The following is a 17,135-nucleotide window of genomic DNA, read 5'->3' as shown; positions in this document are numbered from 1 at the left end:
ATACCGTTCGGAATTACCAGCGATAGTGCGAGAACGCGCGGTTGGCGTCAGCCATCTTGTGCGTGTCTTCGCGCTTCTTGACGGCGGAGCCGCGGTTGTTGGACGCATCGAGCAGTTCGCCGGACAGACGGTCGATCATGGTGGTTTCGTTGCGCTTGCGGGCGGCGGCAATCAGCCAGCGAATGGCGAGAGCCTGGCGGCGCTCCGGACGGACGTCGACCGGAACCTGATAGGTCGCACCACCGACGCGGCGCGAGCGGACTTCAACGTGCGGGGCAATGTTGTCGAGCGCAGAATGGAAAACCGAAAGCGGCTCCTGCTTGGACTTGCCCTGGACGGCGTCGAACGCACCGTAGACGATGTTTTCAGCAACGGACTTCTTACCATCGAGCATGATGGCATTCATGAACTTGGTCACGACGAGGTCACCGAACTTCGGATCCGGGTTGATCTCGCGCTTTTCTGCTTTATGACGTCTGGACATACTTTTCGTCTCTTCAACCGTTAAGGCGCTTCATCACGCGGAGGACCTCGCGCAGCGCCGGATTATTCAAAACCGAATTACTTCGGACGCTTCGCGCCGTACTTGGAGCGACGCTGCTTGCGGTTCTTGACACCCTGGGTATCGAGAACGCCGCGGATGATATGATAACGGACACCCGGAAGGTCCTTGACGCGGCCGCCGCGGATCATGACGACGGAGTGTTCCTGAAGGTTGTGACCTTCGCCGGGGATGTAACCAATGACTTCGAAGCCGTTGGTCAGGCGGATCTTTGCGACCTTACGCAGAGCCGAGTTCGGCTTCTTCGGCGTGGTCGTGTAGACGCGCGTGCAAACGCCGCGCTTCTGCGGGTTCTCCTGGAGAGCGGGAACCTTATTACGCTTTACGTTCGCCTGGCGAGGCTTGCGGATCAGCTGGTTTACGGTAGGCATTCAACCATCCCTTACGTTTTTCTCAGTACCCTTGCGGGCTTGAACTCACGCCGTCTCCGGCAATGACGCATGCTTTCCGTCAATGCGCAAAATATGGCCCGATCCGCTTCCGCAGATGGACCACAAGGAGCAGAGGACGCATAAAATCCTGCGTCATGCGTGCAGCATCATGACTTCAACGTGCGTTTAGAACCTTGTTTGAGGTGAACTTCAGGGCGCGTCGCCCCGAACAGCCAAGCCTCACATGGGATCTGATGGGCGGGGTACTACTGGTTTCCACCCGTTCCGTCAAGGCCGGTTAAGAAATAAACTTGGCCGCATCACCTTGATATGCGGGCCGAACGCCCTGTTTTCATCCTTCTAGACGCATTCAGGGACGTGCGCCAAGATAAAAACTTGGGCCTTGCAGCAAAAGCGGTTAAGGAATCAGCAATTGCGGCGTTAGGTCCTCTCAGCGGATTCGACAAAGCGAATCTCCATGAACCGAGGACAGGCGATGATCACGACACCTGATAACGACAATAATTTCGACGGGCCGATGATCTTCATCATCATCGGAAAAGGCTATGAGTCCGAGGCAAGCGAAGGCATCGACCTGCACATCCTGCTGAAGGCGCCCGATGACGACACCGCCGTGCGCGAAGCCTTGAACGCTCTTGCCGAGGAGGGCTTCATCGAGGCCGATCTCGACCAGATCGGCATGCTGACCGAAATTCCGGCGGAAGAGCCGCACGCCTCGGCTTATCAGGGTGCGGTCGATGGCGAGGTCGCGATCATCCGGTTCAACTGACGGGAACGCCTTCCCTCCCCCGATCAATCAGAGGCTAGCACAAACGAAAACCGCCCGGATCGCTCCGGGCGGTTTTTCAATTCGTAGACCTCGGCTGCGGATTATTCCGCAGCCGGGGCGTTTTCGGCCATGTCCTGCAGCATCGGGGTGGCGACCGCCGCCCCAGTGCCCTTACGGCGCTCTTCGAGAATCAGCTCGTCGCGCGACGTGGCGATGCGGCGAATCTGGGTCATGGTGCCGCCGGTGCCGGCCGGAATGAGGCGGCCGACGATGACGTTTTCCTTCAGGCCCTGCAGGCCGTCGGTCTTGCCGGCGATTGCAGCTTCGGTCAGCACCTTGGTCGTTTCCTGGAAGGACGCGGCCGAGATGAAGGACGGGGTCTGCAGCGACGCCTTGGTGATGCCGAGAAGAACCGGCTCGCCGCTGGCGGGCTTCTTGCCCTGCTCGATCAGGTGGTCGTTGACGTCCTCCAGCTCGATCCGGTCGACGTTGTCGCCGACGATGTAGGTCGAGTCGCCGGCATCGGTGATCTCCACCTTCTGCAGCATCTGACGGACGATCACCTCGATGTGCTTGTCGTTGATGACGACGCCCTGCAGGCGGTAGACTTCCTGGATTTCGTTGACGAGGTAGGAAGCCAGAGCCTCCACGCCCTTGATCGCCAGGATATCGTGCGGAGCCGGGTTACCGTCGAGGATGTAATCACCCTTTTCGATATAGTCGCCGTCCTGAAGGTGGAAGGGCTTGCCCTTCGGGATCAGGTATTCGACAGGCTCGACACCGTCTTCCGCCGGCTCGATGATGACGCGACGCTTGTTCTTGTAATCGCGGCCGAGGCGGATCGTACCATCGATCTCTGCGATGATGGCGTGGTCCTTCGGACGGCGCGCTTCGAACAGTTCGGCAACACGCGGCAGACCACCGGTGATGTCCTTGGTCTTGGCGCTTTCGAGCGGCGAACGGGCGAGAACGTCACCCTGGGAGACCTTCGTGCCCGGCTCGACCGACAGAATGGCGTCGACCGAGAGCAGGAAGCGGGCGTCACCACCACGCGACAGCTTCGCGACATTGCCGCTGGCGTCCTTGATGACGATCGCCGGCTTGAGGTCCGAGCCGCGCGGGGTCGAACGCCAGTCGATGACCTGACGCTTGGTGATGCCGGTGGATTCGTCGGTTGCTTCCAGAACCGAGAGACCATCGACGAGGTCTTCGAACTGAACGGTACCGGCGACTTCCGTCATCATCGGCCGGGTGTAAGGATCCCACTCCGCCAGACGCTGGCCACGCTTGACCTTGTCACCTTCGTCGACATGCAGCTTCGAACCGTAGGCGACACGCTGCGAAGAGCGCTCGACGCCACGCTCGTCCAGGATCTGGACAGTCATGTTGCGGCCCATGGCAACGAGGCTGCCTTCAGAGTTGCGCAGCACGTTGCGGTTCTTGATCTGCACCGTACCTTCGTACGAGGCTTCCAGGAACGACTGGTCAACCACGGTTGCCGTACCGCCTAGGTGGAAGGTACGCATGGTGAGCTGGGTTCCCGGCTCGCCAATCGACTGGGCGGCGATGACGCCGACGGCTTCGCCCATGTTGACCGGCGTACCGCGCGCAAGGTCGCGGCCGTAGCAGACCGAGCAGACGCCCGTCTGGATTTCGCAGGTCAGCGCCGAGCGGATGCGGATCGACTGGATACCGGCCTTCTCGATTTCGATGACATCAGGCTCGAGGATCATCTTGCCGGCATCGACGATGCGCTCACCCGTCACCGGATGATCGATGTCGTCGAGCGCCGTGCGGCCGAGAATACGGGCGCCGAGCGAGGCTACGACCTGGCCGGCATCGACGATAGCGGTCATGGTCAGGCCGGTTTCGGTGCCGCAATCGACGTGCGTAACGATGCAATCCTGCGCGACGTCGACGAGTCGGCGGGTCAGGTAACCGGAGTTTGCAGTCTTCAAGGCGGTGTCCGCCAGACCCTTACGGGCGCCGTGCGTCGAGTTGAAGTACTCGTTGACGGTCAGGCCTTCCTTGAAGTTCGAGATGATCGGCGTCTCGATGATTTCGCCCGACGGCTTGGCCATCAGGCCGCGCATGCCGCCCAGCTGACGCATCTGGTTCGGAGAACCGCGGGCGCCGGAGTGGCTCATCATGTAGATTGAGTTCATCGGCTTTTGACGGCCGGTGTTCTCATCGAATTCGACCGCCTTGATGCGAGCCATCATCTCTTCGGCGACCTTTTCGGTCGCCTTGCCCCAGGCGTCGACAACCTTGTTGTACTTTTCGCCCTGGGTGATGAGGCCGTCATTGTACTGCTGTTCGTATTCCTTCACCAGATTTTCGGTGTCGTTGACGATTTTGGCCTTCGTGTCCGGAATGACCATGTCGTCCTTGCCGAACGAAATGCCGGCGCGGCAGGCATGGGCGAAACCGAGCTGCATGATGCGGTCGCAGAAGATGACCGTGTCCTTCTGGCCGCAATGGCGGTAGACCGTGTCGATCATCTTGGAGATGTTCTTCTTGGTCATTTCCTGGTTGCAGATGTCGAAGGGCACCTTGCCGTTCTTCGGCAGCAGTTCGCCGATGAGCAGACGGCCGGGCGTCGTCTCATAGATCTTCGAGTAGGGCTTGCCATCCTCGCCGATCGACTTGAAGCGGCCGCGGATCTTGGTGTGCAGCGTCACGACCTTGTTTTCCAGCGCGTGATGCAGCTCGCCGAGATCGGAGAAGGCCATGCCTTCGCCCGGCTCGTTCTGGTTCAGGATCGACAGATAGTACAGGCCGAGAACCATGTCCTGCGAGGGAACGATGATCGGCGCGCCGTTGGCCGGGTGCAGGATGTTGTTGGTCGACATCATCAGCACGCGGGCTTCGAGCTGGGCTTCGAGCGACAGCGGCACGTGCACGGCCATCTGGTCACCGTCGAAGTCGGCATTGAAGGCCGTGCAGACGAGCGGGTGCAGCTGGATGGCCTTGCCTTCGACCAGGGTGGGTTCGAAGGCCTGGATGCCCAGGCGGTGCAGCGTCGGTGCGCGGTTCAGGAGAACCGGATGCTCGCGGATGACCTCGTCGAGAATATCCCAAACTTCCGGCTTTTCCTTTTCGACCAGCTTCTTGGCCTGCTTGACAGTCGAGGAATAACCCTTGGCGTCGAGGCGGGCGTAGATGAATGGCTTGAAGAGTTCGAGCGCCATCTTCTTCGGCAGGCCGCACTGATGCAGCTTCAGCTCCGGACCGGTGACGATGACCGAGCGGCCGGAATAGTCGACGCGCTTGCCGAGCAGGTTCTGGCGGAAGCGGCCCTGCTTGCCCTTAAGCATGTCGGACAGCGATTTCAGCGGACGCTTGTTGGCGCCGGTGATGACGCGGCCGCGGCGGCCGTTATCGAAGAGCGCGTCGACAGATTCCTGCAACATGCGCTTTTCGTTGCGGATGATGATGCCGGGAGCGCGCAGTTCAATCAGGCGCTTCAGGCGATTGTTACGGTTGATGACGCGGCGGTAGAGATCGTTCAGATCTGACGTCGCGAAACGGCCACCGTCGAGCGGAACGAGCGGGCGCAGATCCGGCGGGATGACCGGGACGACCTTCATGATCATCCATTCCGGACGGTTGCCTGACTCCATGAAGTTCTCGACGATCTTCAGGCGCTTCATCAGCTTCTTCTGCTTGAGATCCGACGTGGTGTCGGCAAGCTCGGAGCGCAGATCGCCGGCGATCTTTTCGAGGTTCATCGAGGCCAGCATCTCGTAGATCGCCTCAGCGCCGATCATCGCGGTGAACTGGTCTTCGCCGTATTCGTCGACGGCGAGCATGTACTCTTCTTCCGAGAGGAGCTGGTGCTCCTTGAGAGCAGTCAGGCCCGGCTCGGTGACGATGTAGTTTTCGAAATAGAGGACGCGCTCGACATCCTTCAGCGTCATGTCGAGCAGTGTCGAAATGCGCGACGGCAGCGACTTCAGGAACCAGATGTGGGCAACGGGAGCAGCGAGCTCGATGTGGCCCATGCGCTCACGGCGAACGCGCGACAGCGTAACTTCGACGCCGCACTTTTCGCAGATGATGCCCTTGTACTTCATGCGCTTGTACTTGCCGCACAAGCATTCGTAGTCCTTGATCGGGCCAAAGATGCGTGCGCAGAACAGGCCGTCGCGTTCCGGCTTGAACGTACGGTAGTTGATGGTTTCCGGCTTCTTGATCTCACCGTAGGACCAGGAGAGGATCTTCTCCGGAGACGCGATCGAAATCCGAATGGAATCGAAATTCTGTGCAGGCACCTGCGGATTGAAAAGATTCATGACCTCTTGGTTCATGCCTGTCTCCTTCATGGGCTAAAGCGCCCTCAAAATGCGATGGCCGGCGGCAATTCCCGGGAGCCGCCTCCCTCGCTTAAACGAGAATAACCGCAAGATGCGGCGAAACTTCCCTTCCGGGCCGACACGGATGCGGCTCCCGGCGGGACCGGCGTGCGCCGCATTGGCAGCGCACGCCCTATCAATGTTTACTCGGCCGCGTCCGGCAGCTGGGTTGCCTGCGCTTCGTCGAGCTTGGTGTTCTCGAGCTCGACGCTGAGGCCCAGCGAGCGCATTTCCTTGACGAGAACGTTGAAGCTTTCCGGAATACCGGCTTCGAACGTGTCGTCTCCGCGGACAATGGCTTCGTAGACCTTGGTGCGGCCGGCGACGTCGTCCGACTTCACCGTCAGCATTTCCTGCAGCGTATAGGCGGCGCCATAGGCTTCGAGCGCCCAGACCTCCATTTCGCCGAAGCGCTGACCGCCGAACTGCGCCTTGCCGCCCAGTGGCTGCTGGGTCACGAGCGAGTAAGGGCCGATCGAACGGGCATGGATCTTGTCGTCGACCAGGTGGTTGAGCTTCAGCATGTAGATGTAGCCCACGGTAACCTGGCGGTCGAACTGCTCGCCGGTACGGCCGTCATAGAGCGTCGACTGGCCGGTGTCCTTGAGACCCGCCAAACGCAGCATGTCGTTGACGTCACCTTCGTTGGCGCCGTCGAAGACCGGCGTTGCGATCGAAACGCCGCGCTTCCACTGGTCGGCGAGACGCAGAACGGACTCATCGTCGAAGTCCTGGACCTGTTCGGCCTTGGGACCGTCCCCGACGACATCGCCGATGGTCTTGCGCAGCGGCTCGATGTTGCCATTGGCCTTATACGCTTCGATCAGTTCGCCGATCTGACGACCCATGCCGGCGCAAGCCCAGCCCAGGTGCGTTTCCAGGATCTGGCCGACGTTCATGCGCGAAGGCACGCCGAGCGGGTTCAGAACGACGTCGACATGCGTGCCGTCTTCCAGGAACGGCATGTCCTCGACAGGCACAATGCGCGAGACCACGCCCTTGTTCCCGTGACGGCCGGCCATCTTATCGCCCGGCTGGATCTTGCGCTTCACGGCGACAAAGACCTTGACCATCTTCATGACGCCCGGAGGCATTTCATCGCCGCGCTGGACCTTCTCGACCTTGTCCATGAAGCGCTGTTCAAGGCGCGACTTGGATTCGTCATACTGGCCGCGGAGGGCTTCGAGTTCGCCCTGCACCTTCTCGTCCTCGACGGCGAACATCCACCACTGGGAGCGGGGATATTCGGAGACGACGGCGTTCGAAAGTTCGGTGCCCTTCTTGAAGCCCTTAGGGCCTGCGATGGACACCTGGCCGCGCAGCATGTCGATCAGACGGCCGTAGACGTTACGGTCGAGGATCGCCTGCTCGTCGTCACGGTCCTTGGCGAGACGCTCGATCTCTTCGCGTTCGATCGCCATCGCGCGCTCGTCCTTCTCGACGCCATGGCGGTTGAAGACGCGAACTTCGACGATCGTGCCGTAGGTGCCGGGCGGCATGCGCATGGAGGTGTCGCGCACGTCTGAGGCTTTTTCGCCGAAGATGGCGCGCAGAAGCTTTTCTTCCGGCGTCATCGGGCTTTCGCCCTTCGGCGTGATCTTGCCGACGAGGATATCGCCCGGCTGAACTTCGGCGCCGATATAAACGATGCCGGCTTCGTCGAGGTTCTTCAGCGCCTCTTCCGAAACGTTCGGAATATCCCGGGTGATTTCCTCAGGGCCAAGCTTGGTGTCGCGCGCCATCACCTCGAATTCCTCGATGTGGATGGAGGTGAACACGTCATCGGCAACGATCCGCTCGGAGAGCAGGATCGAGTCTTCGTAGTTGTAGCCATTCCACGGCATGAACGCGACGAGCGCGTTGCGGCCGAGCGCCAGGTCGCCGAGATCGGTCGACGGACCGTCGGCGAGAATATCGCCGCGGTTGACGACGTCACCGACGGTGACCAGCGGACGCTGGTTGACGCAGGTGTTCTGGTTCGAACGCTGGAACTTCTGCAGGCGGTAGATATCGACGCCGGACTTGCCGGCTTCGAGGTCTTCCGTGGCGCGGATAACGATACGCGTCGCGTCGACCTGGTCGACCACGCCGCCGCGGCGGGCACCGATGGCGGCACCGGAGTCACGGGCGACGACCGGCTCCATGCCGGTGCCGACGAACGGAGCTTCGGCACGCAGCAGCGGCACGGCCTGACGCTGCATGTTCGAGCCCATGAGGGCGCGGTTGGCGTCGTCGTTTTCCAGGAACGGGATGAGTGCCGCAGCAACCGAAACGACCTGCTTCGGCGAAACGTCCATCAAGTTCATGCTGTCGCGAGGCGCGAGCATAACTTCACCTGCGTGACGGCAGACGACGAATTCGTCGACGAAGGAGCCGTCAGCGTTCAGCTCGGCGTTGGCCTGGGCGACGTAGTACTTGGCCTCTTCCATGGCGGAGAGGTAGAGCACGTCGTTGGTTACCTTGCCTTCAACGATGCGCCGGTACGGGCTTTCGATGAAGCCGTATTTGTTGACACGCGCGAAGGTCGCCAGCGAGTTGATCAGACCGATGTTCGGGCCTTCCGGCGTTTCGATCGGGCAGATACGGCCGTAGTGGGTCGGATGCACGTCGCGGACTTCGAAGCCGGCGCGCTCGCGGGTCAGACCGCCCGGACCAAGGGCCGAAAGACGGCGCTTGTGGGTGATTTCCGAGAGCGGGTTGACCTGGTCCATGAACTGCGAGAGCTGCGAGGAACCGAAGAATTCGCGGACGGCTGCGGCAGCCGGCTTGGCGTTGATCAGGTCCTGCGGCATGACCGTATCGATTTCGATCGAGGACATGCGTTCCTTGATCGCGCGCTCCATGCGGAGCAGGCCGAGACGGTACTGGTTCTCCATCAGCTCGCCGACCGAGCGGACGCGGCGGTTGCCGAGGTTGTCGATGTCGTCGATCTCGCCCTTACCGTCGCGCAGTTCGACCAGCATCTTGACCACGGCCAGGATGTCGTCCTTGCGCAGGATGCGAACGGTGTCCTCGACGGAGAGGTCGAGGCGCATGTTCATCTTGACGCGGCCGACGGCGGAGAGGTCGTAACGCTCCGCATCGAAGAACAGCGAGTTGAACATGGCTTCGGCCGATTCCATCGTCGGCGGTTCACCCGGGCGCATGACGCGATAGATGTCGAACAGAGCGTCCTGACGGTTCTCGTTCTTGTCAGCCGAAAGCGTGTTGCGGATATAGGCGCCGACATTGATGTGGTCGATGCCGAGAACCGGGATCTCGTCGAAACCGTTCGCGAGAATGACGGCAAGCGTCTTCTCGTCGATCTCGTCGCCGGCCTCGAGATAGATCTCACCCGTCGAATAGTTGACGATATCCTCGGCGAGGTAGTTGCCGTAAAGATCGTCGTCGCCGGCCTTCAGCGCCTTCAGGCCCTTATCGGAAAGCTGGCGCAGCAGGCGCGGCGTCAGCTTCTTGCCGGCTTCCACCACGACTTCGCCGGTATCGGCGTCGACCATCTCGGTGATTGCCTTGGCGCCCTTCAGGGTTTCCGGCTTGAAGGGAATGCGCCAACCTTCGCCGTCGCGCTTGTAGAGCGACTTCGTGTAGAAGGTGTCGAGAATTTCCTCGCCGTCCATGCCGAGCGCCATCAGCAGCGAGGTGACGGGGATTTTGCGGCGGCGGTCGATGCGGGCGTAGACGATGTCCTTGGCGTCGAATTCGATATCGAGCCAGGAGCCGCGATAGGGAATGACGCGGGCGGCGAAGAGCAGCTTGCCGGAAGAATGGCTCTTGCCCTTGTCATGGTCGAAGAAGACGCCCGGCGAACGGTGCATCTGCGAGACGATGACGCGCTCGGTGCCGTTGACGATGAACGTGCCGTTGTTGGTCATGAGCGGCATGTCGCCCATGTAGACGGACTGTTCCTTGATGTCCTTGATCGACTTTGCGCCGGTATCCTCGTCGATATCGAACACGATGAGACGGAGAGTGACCTTCAGCGGCGCGGCATAGGTCAGGTCGCGCTGGCGGCACTCGTCAACGTCGAACTTCGGCGGTTCGAATTCGTAAGACACGAACTCCAGCATCGAGGCGCCGGAGAAGTCGGTGATCGGGAAAACGGACTTGAAGACGGCCTGAAGGCCTTCGTCAGGGCGACCGCCCTTCGGCTCTTCAACCATCAGAAACTGGTCGTAGGACGCCTTCTGAACCTCGATGAGGTTCGGCATTTCTGCGACTTCGGGGATCTTACCAAAAAACTTGCGTACGCGCCTGCGACCATTGAACGAAAGGGTCTGAGCCATCGTCGCTCCTTCAAAATTGCATCCGGGCCTGCAACGGACGGGAACCGATGGCCAGTCGACCCCGCCGATCAATGAGTAGTTCAACCTCGTCCCACCTCCCGAAACAGCCAGGCCGGATTGCCTTGGCGCTTCGGTTCGAGACCATGCTCTTGAAGAACCCATTACCCAAAAGCCGTTTTCACGCGGCTTTTGGGTAATTCGTTCAGGAAAACGGCAAATGGGAGGCAGTAAGTGCCACCTCCCACGTGCAGTTCAAGATTACTTGACGTCGGCCTTTGCGCCTGCGTCTTCAAGCTTCTTCTTGATGTCGGCGGCTTCAGCCTTGGAAACGCCTTCCTTGACAGCCTTCGGAGCGCCTTCGACGAGGTCCTTGGCTTCCTTAAGGCCGAGGCCGGTGATGGCGCGGACTTCCTTGATGACGTTGATCTTGTTGGCGCCGGCATCCGTGAGGATGACGTCGAACTCGGTCTTTTCTTCTTCAGCCGGAGCAGCAGCGCCTGCACCACCAGCAGCAGCAGCAACAGCTACCGGAGCAGCAGCGGAAACGCCCCACTTTTCTTCGAGAAGCTTCGACAGTTCTGCAGCTTCCAGAACGGTCAGCGAGGAGAGGTCGTCAACGATCTTTGCGAGATCAGCCATTTTACTAGTTCCTTTTGTTCGGTTCGAACCGGTTGATTATAAACAGCGAAAAACCGCCTTAAGCGGCTTCGTCCTTCTTGGCGTAGGCCGCAAACACGCGGGCAAGCTGGCTTGCCGGTGCGGCAACAACCCCAGCGATGCGGGTAGCCGGTGTCTGGATCATGCCCAGCAGCTTCGCACGCAGCTCATCGAGCGAAGGCAGGGTCGCAAGCGACTTGACTGCATCGGCGTTGAGCGTGGTTGTTCCCATGGCGCCGCCCAGAACAACGATCTTGTCGTTGGTCTTGGCGAAATCCATGACGACCTTCGGAGCGGTGATCGGATCGGTGCTGTATGCAATCAGCGTCTGACCCTTGAAGAGATTGGTAATCCCTTCCGCTTCCGTACCCTGAAGGGCAATTTTGGCCAGGCGGTTCTTCGCGACTTTGACGGTACCGCCAGCTGCACGCATCTTCGAACGAAAATCGTTCATCTGCGCGACTGTAGCACCAGCATAGTGGGCCACGACGACTGAGCCCGAAGCCTTGAAGACTTCGTTCAGTTCCGTGACGAATTCGCGTTTTTCCGCTCTTTCCACTGCCTATCTCCAGTTGGCGGGACCGAAAACGGGCCCGCCGGGTTGCCTTTTGCCTCCCGGGATCCAAAGAGATCCCAAGCGACGCTTGAGGATCCTGTCCCCCCGCGCTCCCGCGCCCATCAGGGCTAAAGAGGCACAAGGCATCCAAGGCTCGAACCGAGTTACGAGAAGTGAACTTCATGCAATTCGGGTCTTACCCGTCTCATGCAGGCGAAGTGATTAAGGGAAAACCACCTGCAATCTCGGACAGGATTCCGGATTTCTCCGGAATATTCCGGCCCCTTGCGAGGCCGGAAATTCAGTGACCGGGCCGAAGCCCGGTCATAAACTTATGCAGTCGGAGCTGCGGTGACCGAGCCGACTTCGATCTTGACGCCCGGGCCCATGGTCGAGGAAATCGCCACGCGCTTGACGTAGTTGCCTTTGGCGCCAGCCGGCTTCGCCTTGATGACGGCGTCGGCAAAGGCGCGGATGTTCTCTTCCAGAGCCTTGGCATCGAAAGAAGCCTTGCCGATACCGGCGTGAACGATGCCAGCCTTTTCGACGCGGAACTCGACGGCGCCGCCCTTGGAAGCCTTGACGGCTCCGGCGACGTCCATGGTGACGGTGCCGACCTTCGGGTTCGGCATCATGCCGCGCGGGCCGAGAACCTTACCGAGACGGCCGACGAGCGGCATCATATCGGGGGTGGCGATGCAGCGATCGAAATCGATCTTGCCGCCCTGGACGATTTCGACGAGGTCTTCGGCGCCAACGACATCGGCACCGGCTGCCTTGGCTTCGTCAGCCTTGGCGCCGCGCGCGAAGACGGCGACGCGAACCGTGCGGCCCGTGCCGTTCGGCAGGTTGACAACGCCGCGAACCATCTGGTCCGCATGGCGCGGGTCGACGCCGAGGTTCATCGAGACTTCGATGGTTTCGTCGAACTTGGCGACAGCCCGCTCCTTGACCATGCCGATGGCCTGAGTCAGAGCGTAGAGCTTGGTGGGATCAACACCTTCGTTGATCTTGCGTGTGCGCTTGCCAGCCATGATCTTAACCCACCACTTCCAGGCCCATGGCGCGGGCAGAGCCCTCGATCATCGCCATTGCACCTTCGATATCTGCTGCGTTCAGGTCCTTCATCTTGGCTTCGGCGATCGTCTTGATCTGAGCCTTGGTGAGGGTACCAGCCTTTGCGCCCTTGCCCGGGGTCTTGGAACCGGAGGTGATCTTCGCTTCCTTCTTCAGCCAGTAGCTGACCGGAGGCTGCTTCATCGCGAAGGTGAATGACTTGTCCTGGTAATAGGTGATGACGACCGGAATCGGCATGCCCTTTTCCATTTCCTGCGTGGCGGCATTGAACGCCTTGCAGAATTCCATGATGTTAATGCCACGCTGACCAAGCGCCGGACCAATCGGCGGGGACGGGTTTGCCGATCCTGCCTTGACCTGAAGCTTGAGCTGGCCTGCAACTTTCTTAGCCATATCTCTCTGCCTTTCATGAACGGCCGGTCGCCCGGCCCGTGATGCCGGATTTCTCCGGCGGCTGCGGTTGCGTGGTGCGGATCATTAGGGTCCGGCTAAGACCCCTCACCTTCCACGCGGATGCGGACTAGGTCCGCCGGAAACAGGCCCCAAAGGCCAGCCTCCAATTTTGCAATCAGACCTTCTCGACCTGCGCATATTCCAGCTCGACCGGCGTTGCGCGGCCGAAGATCGACACTTCCACCTTCAGGCGCGAACGCTCTTCGTCCACATCCTGAACCGTGCCGTTGAACGAAGCGAAAGGACCGTCGGAAACGCGGACCTGCTCGCCGATCTCAAAGGTAACGGATGCCTTCGGCCGCTCGACGCCTTCCTGAACCTGACCGAGAATGCGCTCGGCTTCATAATCCGGAATCGGAACGGGCTTATTGTCGGAGCCGAGGAAACCTGTGACCTTCGGCGTATTCTTGATCAGGTGGTAAGCCTCGTCCGTCAGATTGGCGCGGACCAGGACATAGCCCGGGAAGAACTTGCGTTCGCTATCGACCTTGCGGCCGCGACGCACTTCCACAACCTTTTCGGTCGGCACGAGAATCTTCTCGAACAGGTGCTCGAGCCCCTTCTGGCGAGCCTTGTTCTCGATGTCCTCAGCCACCTTCTTTTCAAAATTCGAGTACGCGTGGACGATGTACCAACGTGCCGCCATTTTCATCTCCACCCGTATCAGTTGCCGGTATTGAGCACGAAGCTCAGGACCCAGCCGATCAGCTGGTCAGCGGCAAAGAAAAACAGCGCGGCAAAAACCACCATCACCAGCACCATGACCGTCGAGATCATCGTCTCGCGGCGCGACGGCCATGTGACCTTGGACGTCTCGGAGCGAACCTGCTGCAGAAACGCAAACGGATTGGATTTGGATGCCATCGACTGCCCACGCAATTACGGCGCGTAAAGCTGAAACTATCAGCCCCACGCACCGCGTGTCTGTTGAACCCTAAATAAACACCGATTTCCGAATGCACAAGAGGGAAACCGAAGTTTAACGAAATTAGTTGCCACCGATCGATCCCGAGCCGGAATGCCGCGAGAATCGCCGCGCTGTCCGTATCAGGGAAGATGGCAGGGGCAGAGGGGCTCGAACCCCCGACCTGCGGTTTTGGAGACCGCCGCTCTACCAACTGAGCTATACCCCTTCATGCCTGTCCTTCAGCCCCCCGGGCCAAGACCCGCAAATCGCTGCCGAAATGCATGGCGCTCCCTTTAAGACGGCGGCAGCGGATTGGCAAGCACGATTTTCGATTTTCAAAGCCTTCTGCTCATTTGCGAGCGTCCGCTTTTCTGCAGGCGTCCGCTTTTCGATCGCGCAACCGGAGAGCATTCAGACCTTCACATATTTCCGCCAGTCGTGTTCTTCCTTGAAACCCAACACCTCGCGAATCTTGCGGTTGGAAAGCAGCCCCTCAAATTCACCGATCTCGCGGGTGAAGGGCACGCTCGGGAAGAATCGCTTCGCCAGCTCTTTCGACGGCGTATTGGCCGAAACCGTATCGTTAGCGGCATTGAAGACCTGATAACCAAGCCCGTCCTTCTCGATGCAGAGATGGCAGATCTGCCCGAGGTCGCGAGCGTCGATATAGCTCCAGGTGATGCGCTTGCGCATCTCGGGATGGGCAAAATAGGTCGGAAACCTCTCATATTCATGCGGCTCGATAACGTTGCCGATGCGCAGCGCATAGATGTCGAAGCCCGATCGTTCGGCAAAGGCGCGGGCCGTCTTTTCGTTGACGACCTTGGAAAGGCCGTAAGAATCCATCGGATTGACGTCGTAATCTTCCTCCAGCGGAAACTGGTGGAAGTCGCGGTGGCCTTCGGCGAAGCAGACGCCGTAGGTCGTTTCGCTCGACGCGACGATGATTTTCCGGATGCCAAGCTTCACCGCCGCTTCGATGACATTGTAAGTGCCCATCACGTTGATGCGGAAGGTCTCGTTGTCGGGTTTGATCAGGATGCGCGGAATGGCGGCGAAATGCACGACGGCATCAAATGGCTGAACGCCCCTGCCCGCGTCGAGATCGGGAAAATCGCGATGCATCGACAGCGCGTTGAAGACCTGGCCGCTATCGGTGATGTCGGCGATGAGATTGGTGACGCCGGGGCTCTCCAGAGGCACGAGATCGAGGTTGTGAACCTCGTACCCTGCATTGACGAGCCATGGCACGGCATGGCGACCTGCCTTGCCGGAACCGCCTGTGAACAGAATCCGCTTTTTCATGGAAATGTCCTCCGCATGATGAAACCGGAGGCATAGTTAGACGCTTCCGCGCGAAGAGCAAGCGAGCGTCCTGCGAGGGGCTTCACCCCGCCGCGCCAGGAGCACCCTATCCGGGAGCACCTGGCCAATTATCGCCCTATCACCGCAGCCCCGTGCGATGAACTGGAAAGGTCGTCACTTGACGACGCTTACCTCATTGATCTGCACTCCGGCCGATTGAACAACCTCTTGCGGAATCGCAGCGATGAAAAACATCGTGAAAACATACATCGCGAATATCGTCGCAACGAATGTGGCCTTTGAAATCATCCCGACTCTCCTCTTTACAAGGAGGAGTCTGGACTAAAATGAGCCAATCACAACTGCTTTCTGAACGTGAGATGAACAAAATACTGTGACGGGCGTTTTTAACGATATTTTTACAACACCTGTTAAACGGCTCAGATGCATCAAAAACGAAAAACCCCGCTGTTTCCAGCGGGATTTCCTGATTGTGGATAACCTGAAAGGTTACTCGACGATTGAAGCGACGATACCGGCGCCGACGGTGCGGCCGCCTTCGCGGATAGCGAAACGCAGCTTTTCTTCCATCGCAATCGGAACGATCAGCTCGACGTCAACCGTGACGTTGTCGCCCGGCATGACCATTTCCGTGCCTTCCGGAAGCGTCACGATGCCGGTAACGTCCGTCGTGCGGAAGTAGAACTGCGGACGGTAGTTGGTGAAGAACGGCGTATGACGGCCGCCCTCTTCCTTCGTCAGGATGTAGGCTTCTGCCTTGAACTTCTTGTGCGGCTTGACCGAGCCCGGCTTGCACAGGATCTGACCACGCTCGACGCCGTCACGGTTCACACCGCGGATCAGCGCGCCGATGTTGTCGCCGGCCTGGCCCTGGTCGAGCAGCTTGCGGAACATTTCAACGCCGGTCACCGTCGTCTTCGACGTCGGACGGATGCCGACGATCTCGACTTCTTCACCAACCTTGATGATGCCACGCTCGACGCGGCCGGTCACGACCGTACCACGGCCCGAGATCGAGAACACGTCTTCGATCGGCATCAGGAACGGCTGGTCAACCGGACGCTCAGGCGTCGGGATGTACGAGTCGACCGCTGCCATCAGTTCGCGGATCGCGTCTTCGCCGATCTTCTTGTCGGAATCTTCAAGAGCAGCAAGCGCCGAGCCCTTGACGACCGGAATGTCGTCGCCCGGGAAGTCGTAGGACGACAGAAGCTCGCGAACCTCGAGCTCGACCAGCTCGAGAAGCTCGGCGTCGTCAACCTGGTCGACCTTGTTCAGGAACACAACGATCGCCGGAACGCCGACCTGGCGGGCGAGCAGGATGTGTTCGCGCGTCTGCGGCATCGGGCCGTCAGCAGCCGAGCAAACCAGGATCGCGCCGTCCATCTGCGCCGCACCGGTGATCATGTTCTTCACGTAGTCGGCATGGCCGGGGCAGTCGACGTGCGCATAGTGGCGGGCCGGCGTCTCATACTCAACGTGCGCCGTCGAGATCGTGATGCCGCGCGCCTTCTCTTCCGGAGCCGCGTCGATCTGGTCGTACGCCTTGAACTCACCGAAGTACTTCGTGATCGCTGCCGTCAGAGACGTCTTGCCGTGGTCAACGTGGCCGATCGTGCCAATGTTGACGTGCGGCTTGTTGCGCTCAAACTTACTCTTTGCCATTTGAATGCTTCCTGTGAACGAAATGGTGGCCCCGGCGAACCGGTTTAGTGCCGCCGTTTAAGGCTTTCGGCGAAATTGCGCAAGACTTAATTGCAGAGACCAATCTTGGCGTGACAGCGCATATGGGAGACAA

14 protein-coding genes and 1 tRNA gene are annotated in these 17,135 nt (G+C 59.8%); 1 reads left to right on the top strand and 14 read right to left on the bottom strand.

Annotated elements, in window-relative coordinates:
* Nucleotides 1-13: 13 nt before the first annotated feature.
* Together rpsG and rpsL are read right to left on the bottom strand one after the other, a co-directional pair.
* Nucleotides 14-484, bottom strand: coding sequence for a 30S ribosomal protein S7 (rpsG, locus tag HJB91_RS23610; protein ID WP_004669085.1), 471 nt, complete (start codon nt 482-484; stop codon nt 14-16).
* A 77-nt stretch (nt 485-561) separates the two neighbouring features.
* Nucleotides 562-933 carry a 30S ribosomal protein S12 gene (rpsL, locus tag HJB91_RS23605; protein ID WP_003547537.1) on the bottom strand — a complete coding sequence of 124 codons (372 nt, stop codon included), beginning with the start codon at nt 931-933 and terminating at the stop codon, nt 562-564.
* A 496-nt stretch (nt 934-1,429) separates the two neighbouring features.
* Between rpsL and HJB91_RS23600 the strand changes: the two genes are divergently transcribed.
* On the top strand, nt 1,430-1,723 hold the full coding sequence (locus HJB91_RS23600; protein WP_085777819.1) for a transcriptional regulator: 294 nt from the start codon (nt 1,430-1,432) through the stop codon (nt 1,721-1,723).
* A 101-nt stretch (nt 1,724-1,824) separates the two neighbouring features.
* Here HJB91_RS23600 and rpoC read toward each other — a convergent pair whose 3' ends face one another.
* The 12 genes from rpoC to tuf all read right to left on the bottom strand — a co-directional run bounded on the left by rpoC (nt 1,825) and on the right by tuf (nt 17,002).
* Nucleotides 1,825-6,033 (bottom strand): DNA-directed RNA polymerase subunit beta', encoded by a 4,209-nt coding sequence (gene rpoC, locus HJB91_RS23595; RefSeq protein ID WP_064801902.1) that lies wholly within the window; start codon nt 6,031-6,033, stop codon nt 1,825-1,827.
* Between the two features lie 188 nt (nt 6,034-6,221).
* Complete coding sequence (rpoB, locus tag HJB91_RS23590; protein WP_210628249.1) at nt 6,222-10,361, bottom strand: DNA-directed RNA polymerase subunit beta; 4,140 nt, start codon at nt 10,359-10,361, stop codon at nt 6,222-6,224.
* A 258-nt stretch (nt 10,362-10,619) separates the two neighbouring features.
* Nucleotides 10,620-11,000, bottom strand: coding sequence for a 50S ribosomal protein L7/L12 (gene rplL / locus HJB91_RS23585; RefSeq protein ID WP_210628250.1), 381 nt, complete (start codon nt 10,998-11,000; stop codon nt 10,620-10,622).
* 58 nt (nt 11,001-11,058) lie between these two features.
* On the bottom strand, nt 11,059-11,577 hold the full coding sequence (gene rplJ, locus HJB91_RS23580) for a 50S ribosomal protein L10 (RefSeq protein WP_064801896.1): 519 nt from the start codon (nt 11,575-11,577) through the stop codon (nt 11,059-11,061).
* Nucleotides 11,578-11,906: 329 nt separating this feature from the next.
* Nucleotides 11,907-12,608, bottom strand: a complete 702-nt coding sequence (rplA, locus tag HJB91_RS23575) for a 50S ribosomal protein L1 (protein ID WP_064801895.1) — start codon at nt 12,606-12,608, stop codon at nt 11,907-11,909.
* A 4-nt stretch (nt 12,609-12,612) separates the two neighbouring features.
* Nucleotides 12,613-13,044 carry a 50S ribosomal protein L11 gene (gene rplK, locus HJB91_RS23570; RefSeq protein WP_009985507.1) on the bottom strand — a complete coding sequence of 144 codons (432 nt, stop codon included), beginning with the start codon at nt 13,042-13,044 and terminating at the stop codon, nt 12,613-12,615.
* A gap of 175 nt (nt 13,045-13,219) precedes the next feature.
* Entirely contained in the window at nt 13,220-13,750 is a 531-nt protein-coding gene (gene nusG, locus HJB91_RS23565) for a transcription termination/antitermination protein NusG (protein WP_007791989.1), read from the bottom strand.
* A 17-nt stretch (nt 13,751-13,767) separates the two neighbouring features.
* Nucleotides 13,768-13,968, bottom strand: a complete 201-nt coding sequence (secE, locus tag HJB91_RS23560) for a preprotein translocase subunit SecE (protein ID WP_003573826.1) — start codon at nt 13,966-13,968, stop codon at nt 13,768-13,770.
* A gap of 193 nt (nt 13,969-14,161) precedes the next feature.
* Nucleotides 14,162-14,237, bottom strand: a tRNA-Trp gene (locus HJB91_RS23555).
* Nucleotides 14,238-14,422: 185 nt separating this feature from the next.
* Nucleotides 14,423-15,316: an NAD(P)-dependent oxidoreductase gene (locus tag HJB91_RS23550; RefSeq protein ID WP_221155984.1), complete on the bottom strand. Its 894-nt coding sequence runs from the start codon at nt 15,314-15,316 to the stop codon at nt 14,423-14,425.
* A 174-nt stretch (nt 15,317-15,490) separates the two neighbouring features.
* The gene (locus HJB91_RS30905; RefSeq protein ID WP_259669939.1) at nt 15,491-15,625 is read right to left on the bottom strand and encodes a hypothetical protein; all 135 of its coding nucleotides are present in this window, start codon (nt 15,623-15,625) and stop codon (nt 15,491-15,493) included.
* Nucleotides 15,626-15,826: 201 nt separating this feature from the next.
* Nucleotides 15,827-17,002, bottom strand: a complete 1,176-nt coding sequence (tuf, locus tag HJB91_RS23545) for an elongation factor Tu (protein WP_011424970.1) — start codon at nt 17,000-17,002, stop codon at nt 15,827-15,829.
* Nucleotides 17,003-17,135: the final 133 nt, after the last annotated feature.

The organism is Rhizobium sp. NLR10b, from assembly GCF_019685435.1.
Lineage (GTDB): Bacteria > Pseudomonadota > Alphaproteobacteria > Rhizobiales > Rhizobiaceae > Rhizobium.
The sequence above is the reverse complement of the archived record's forward strand: the minus strand, read 5'-3'. Positions and strand labels throughout refer to the sequence as shown.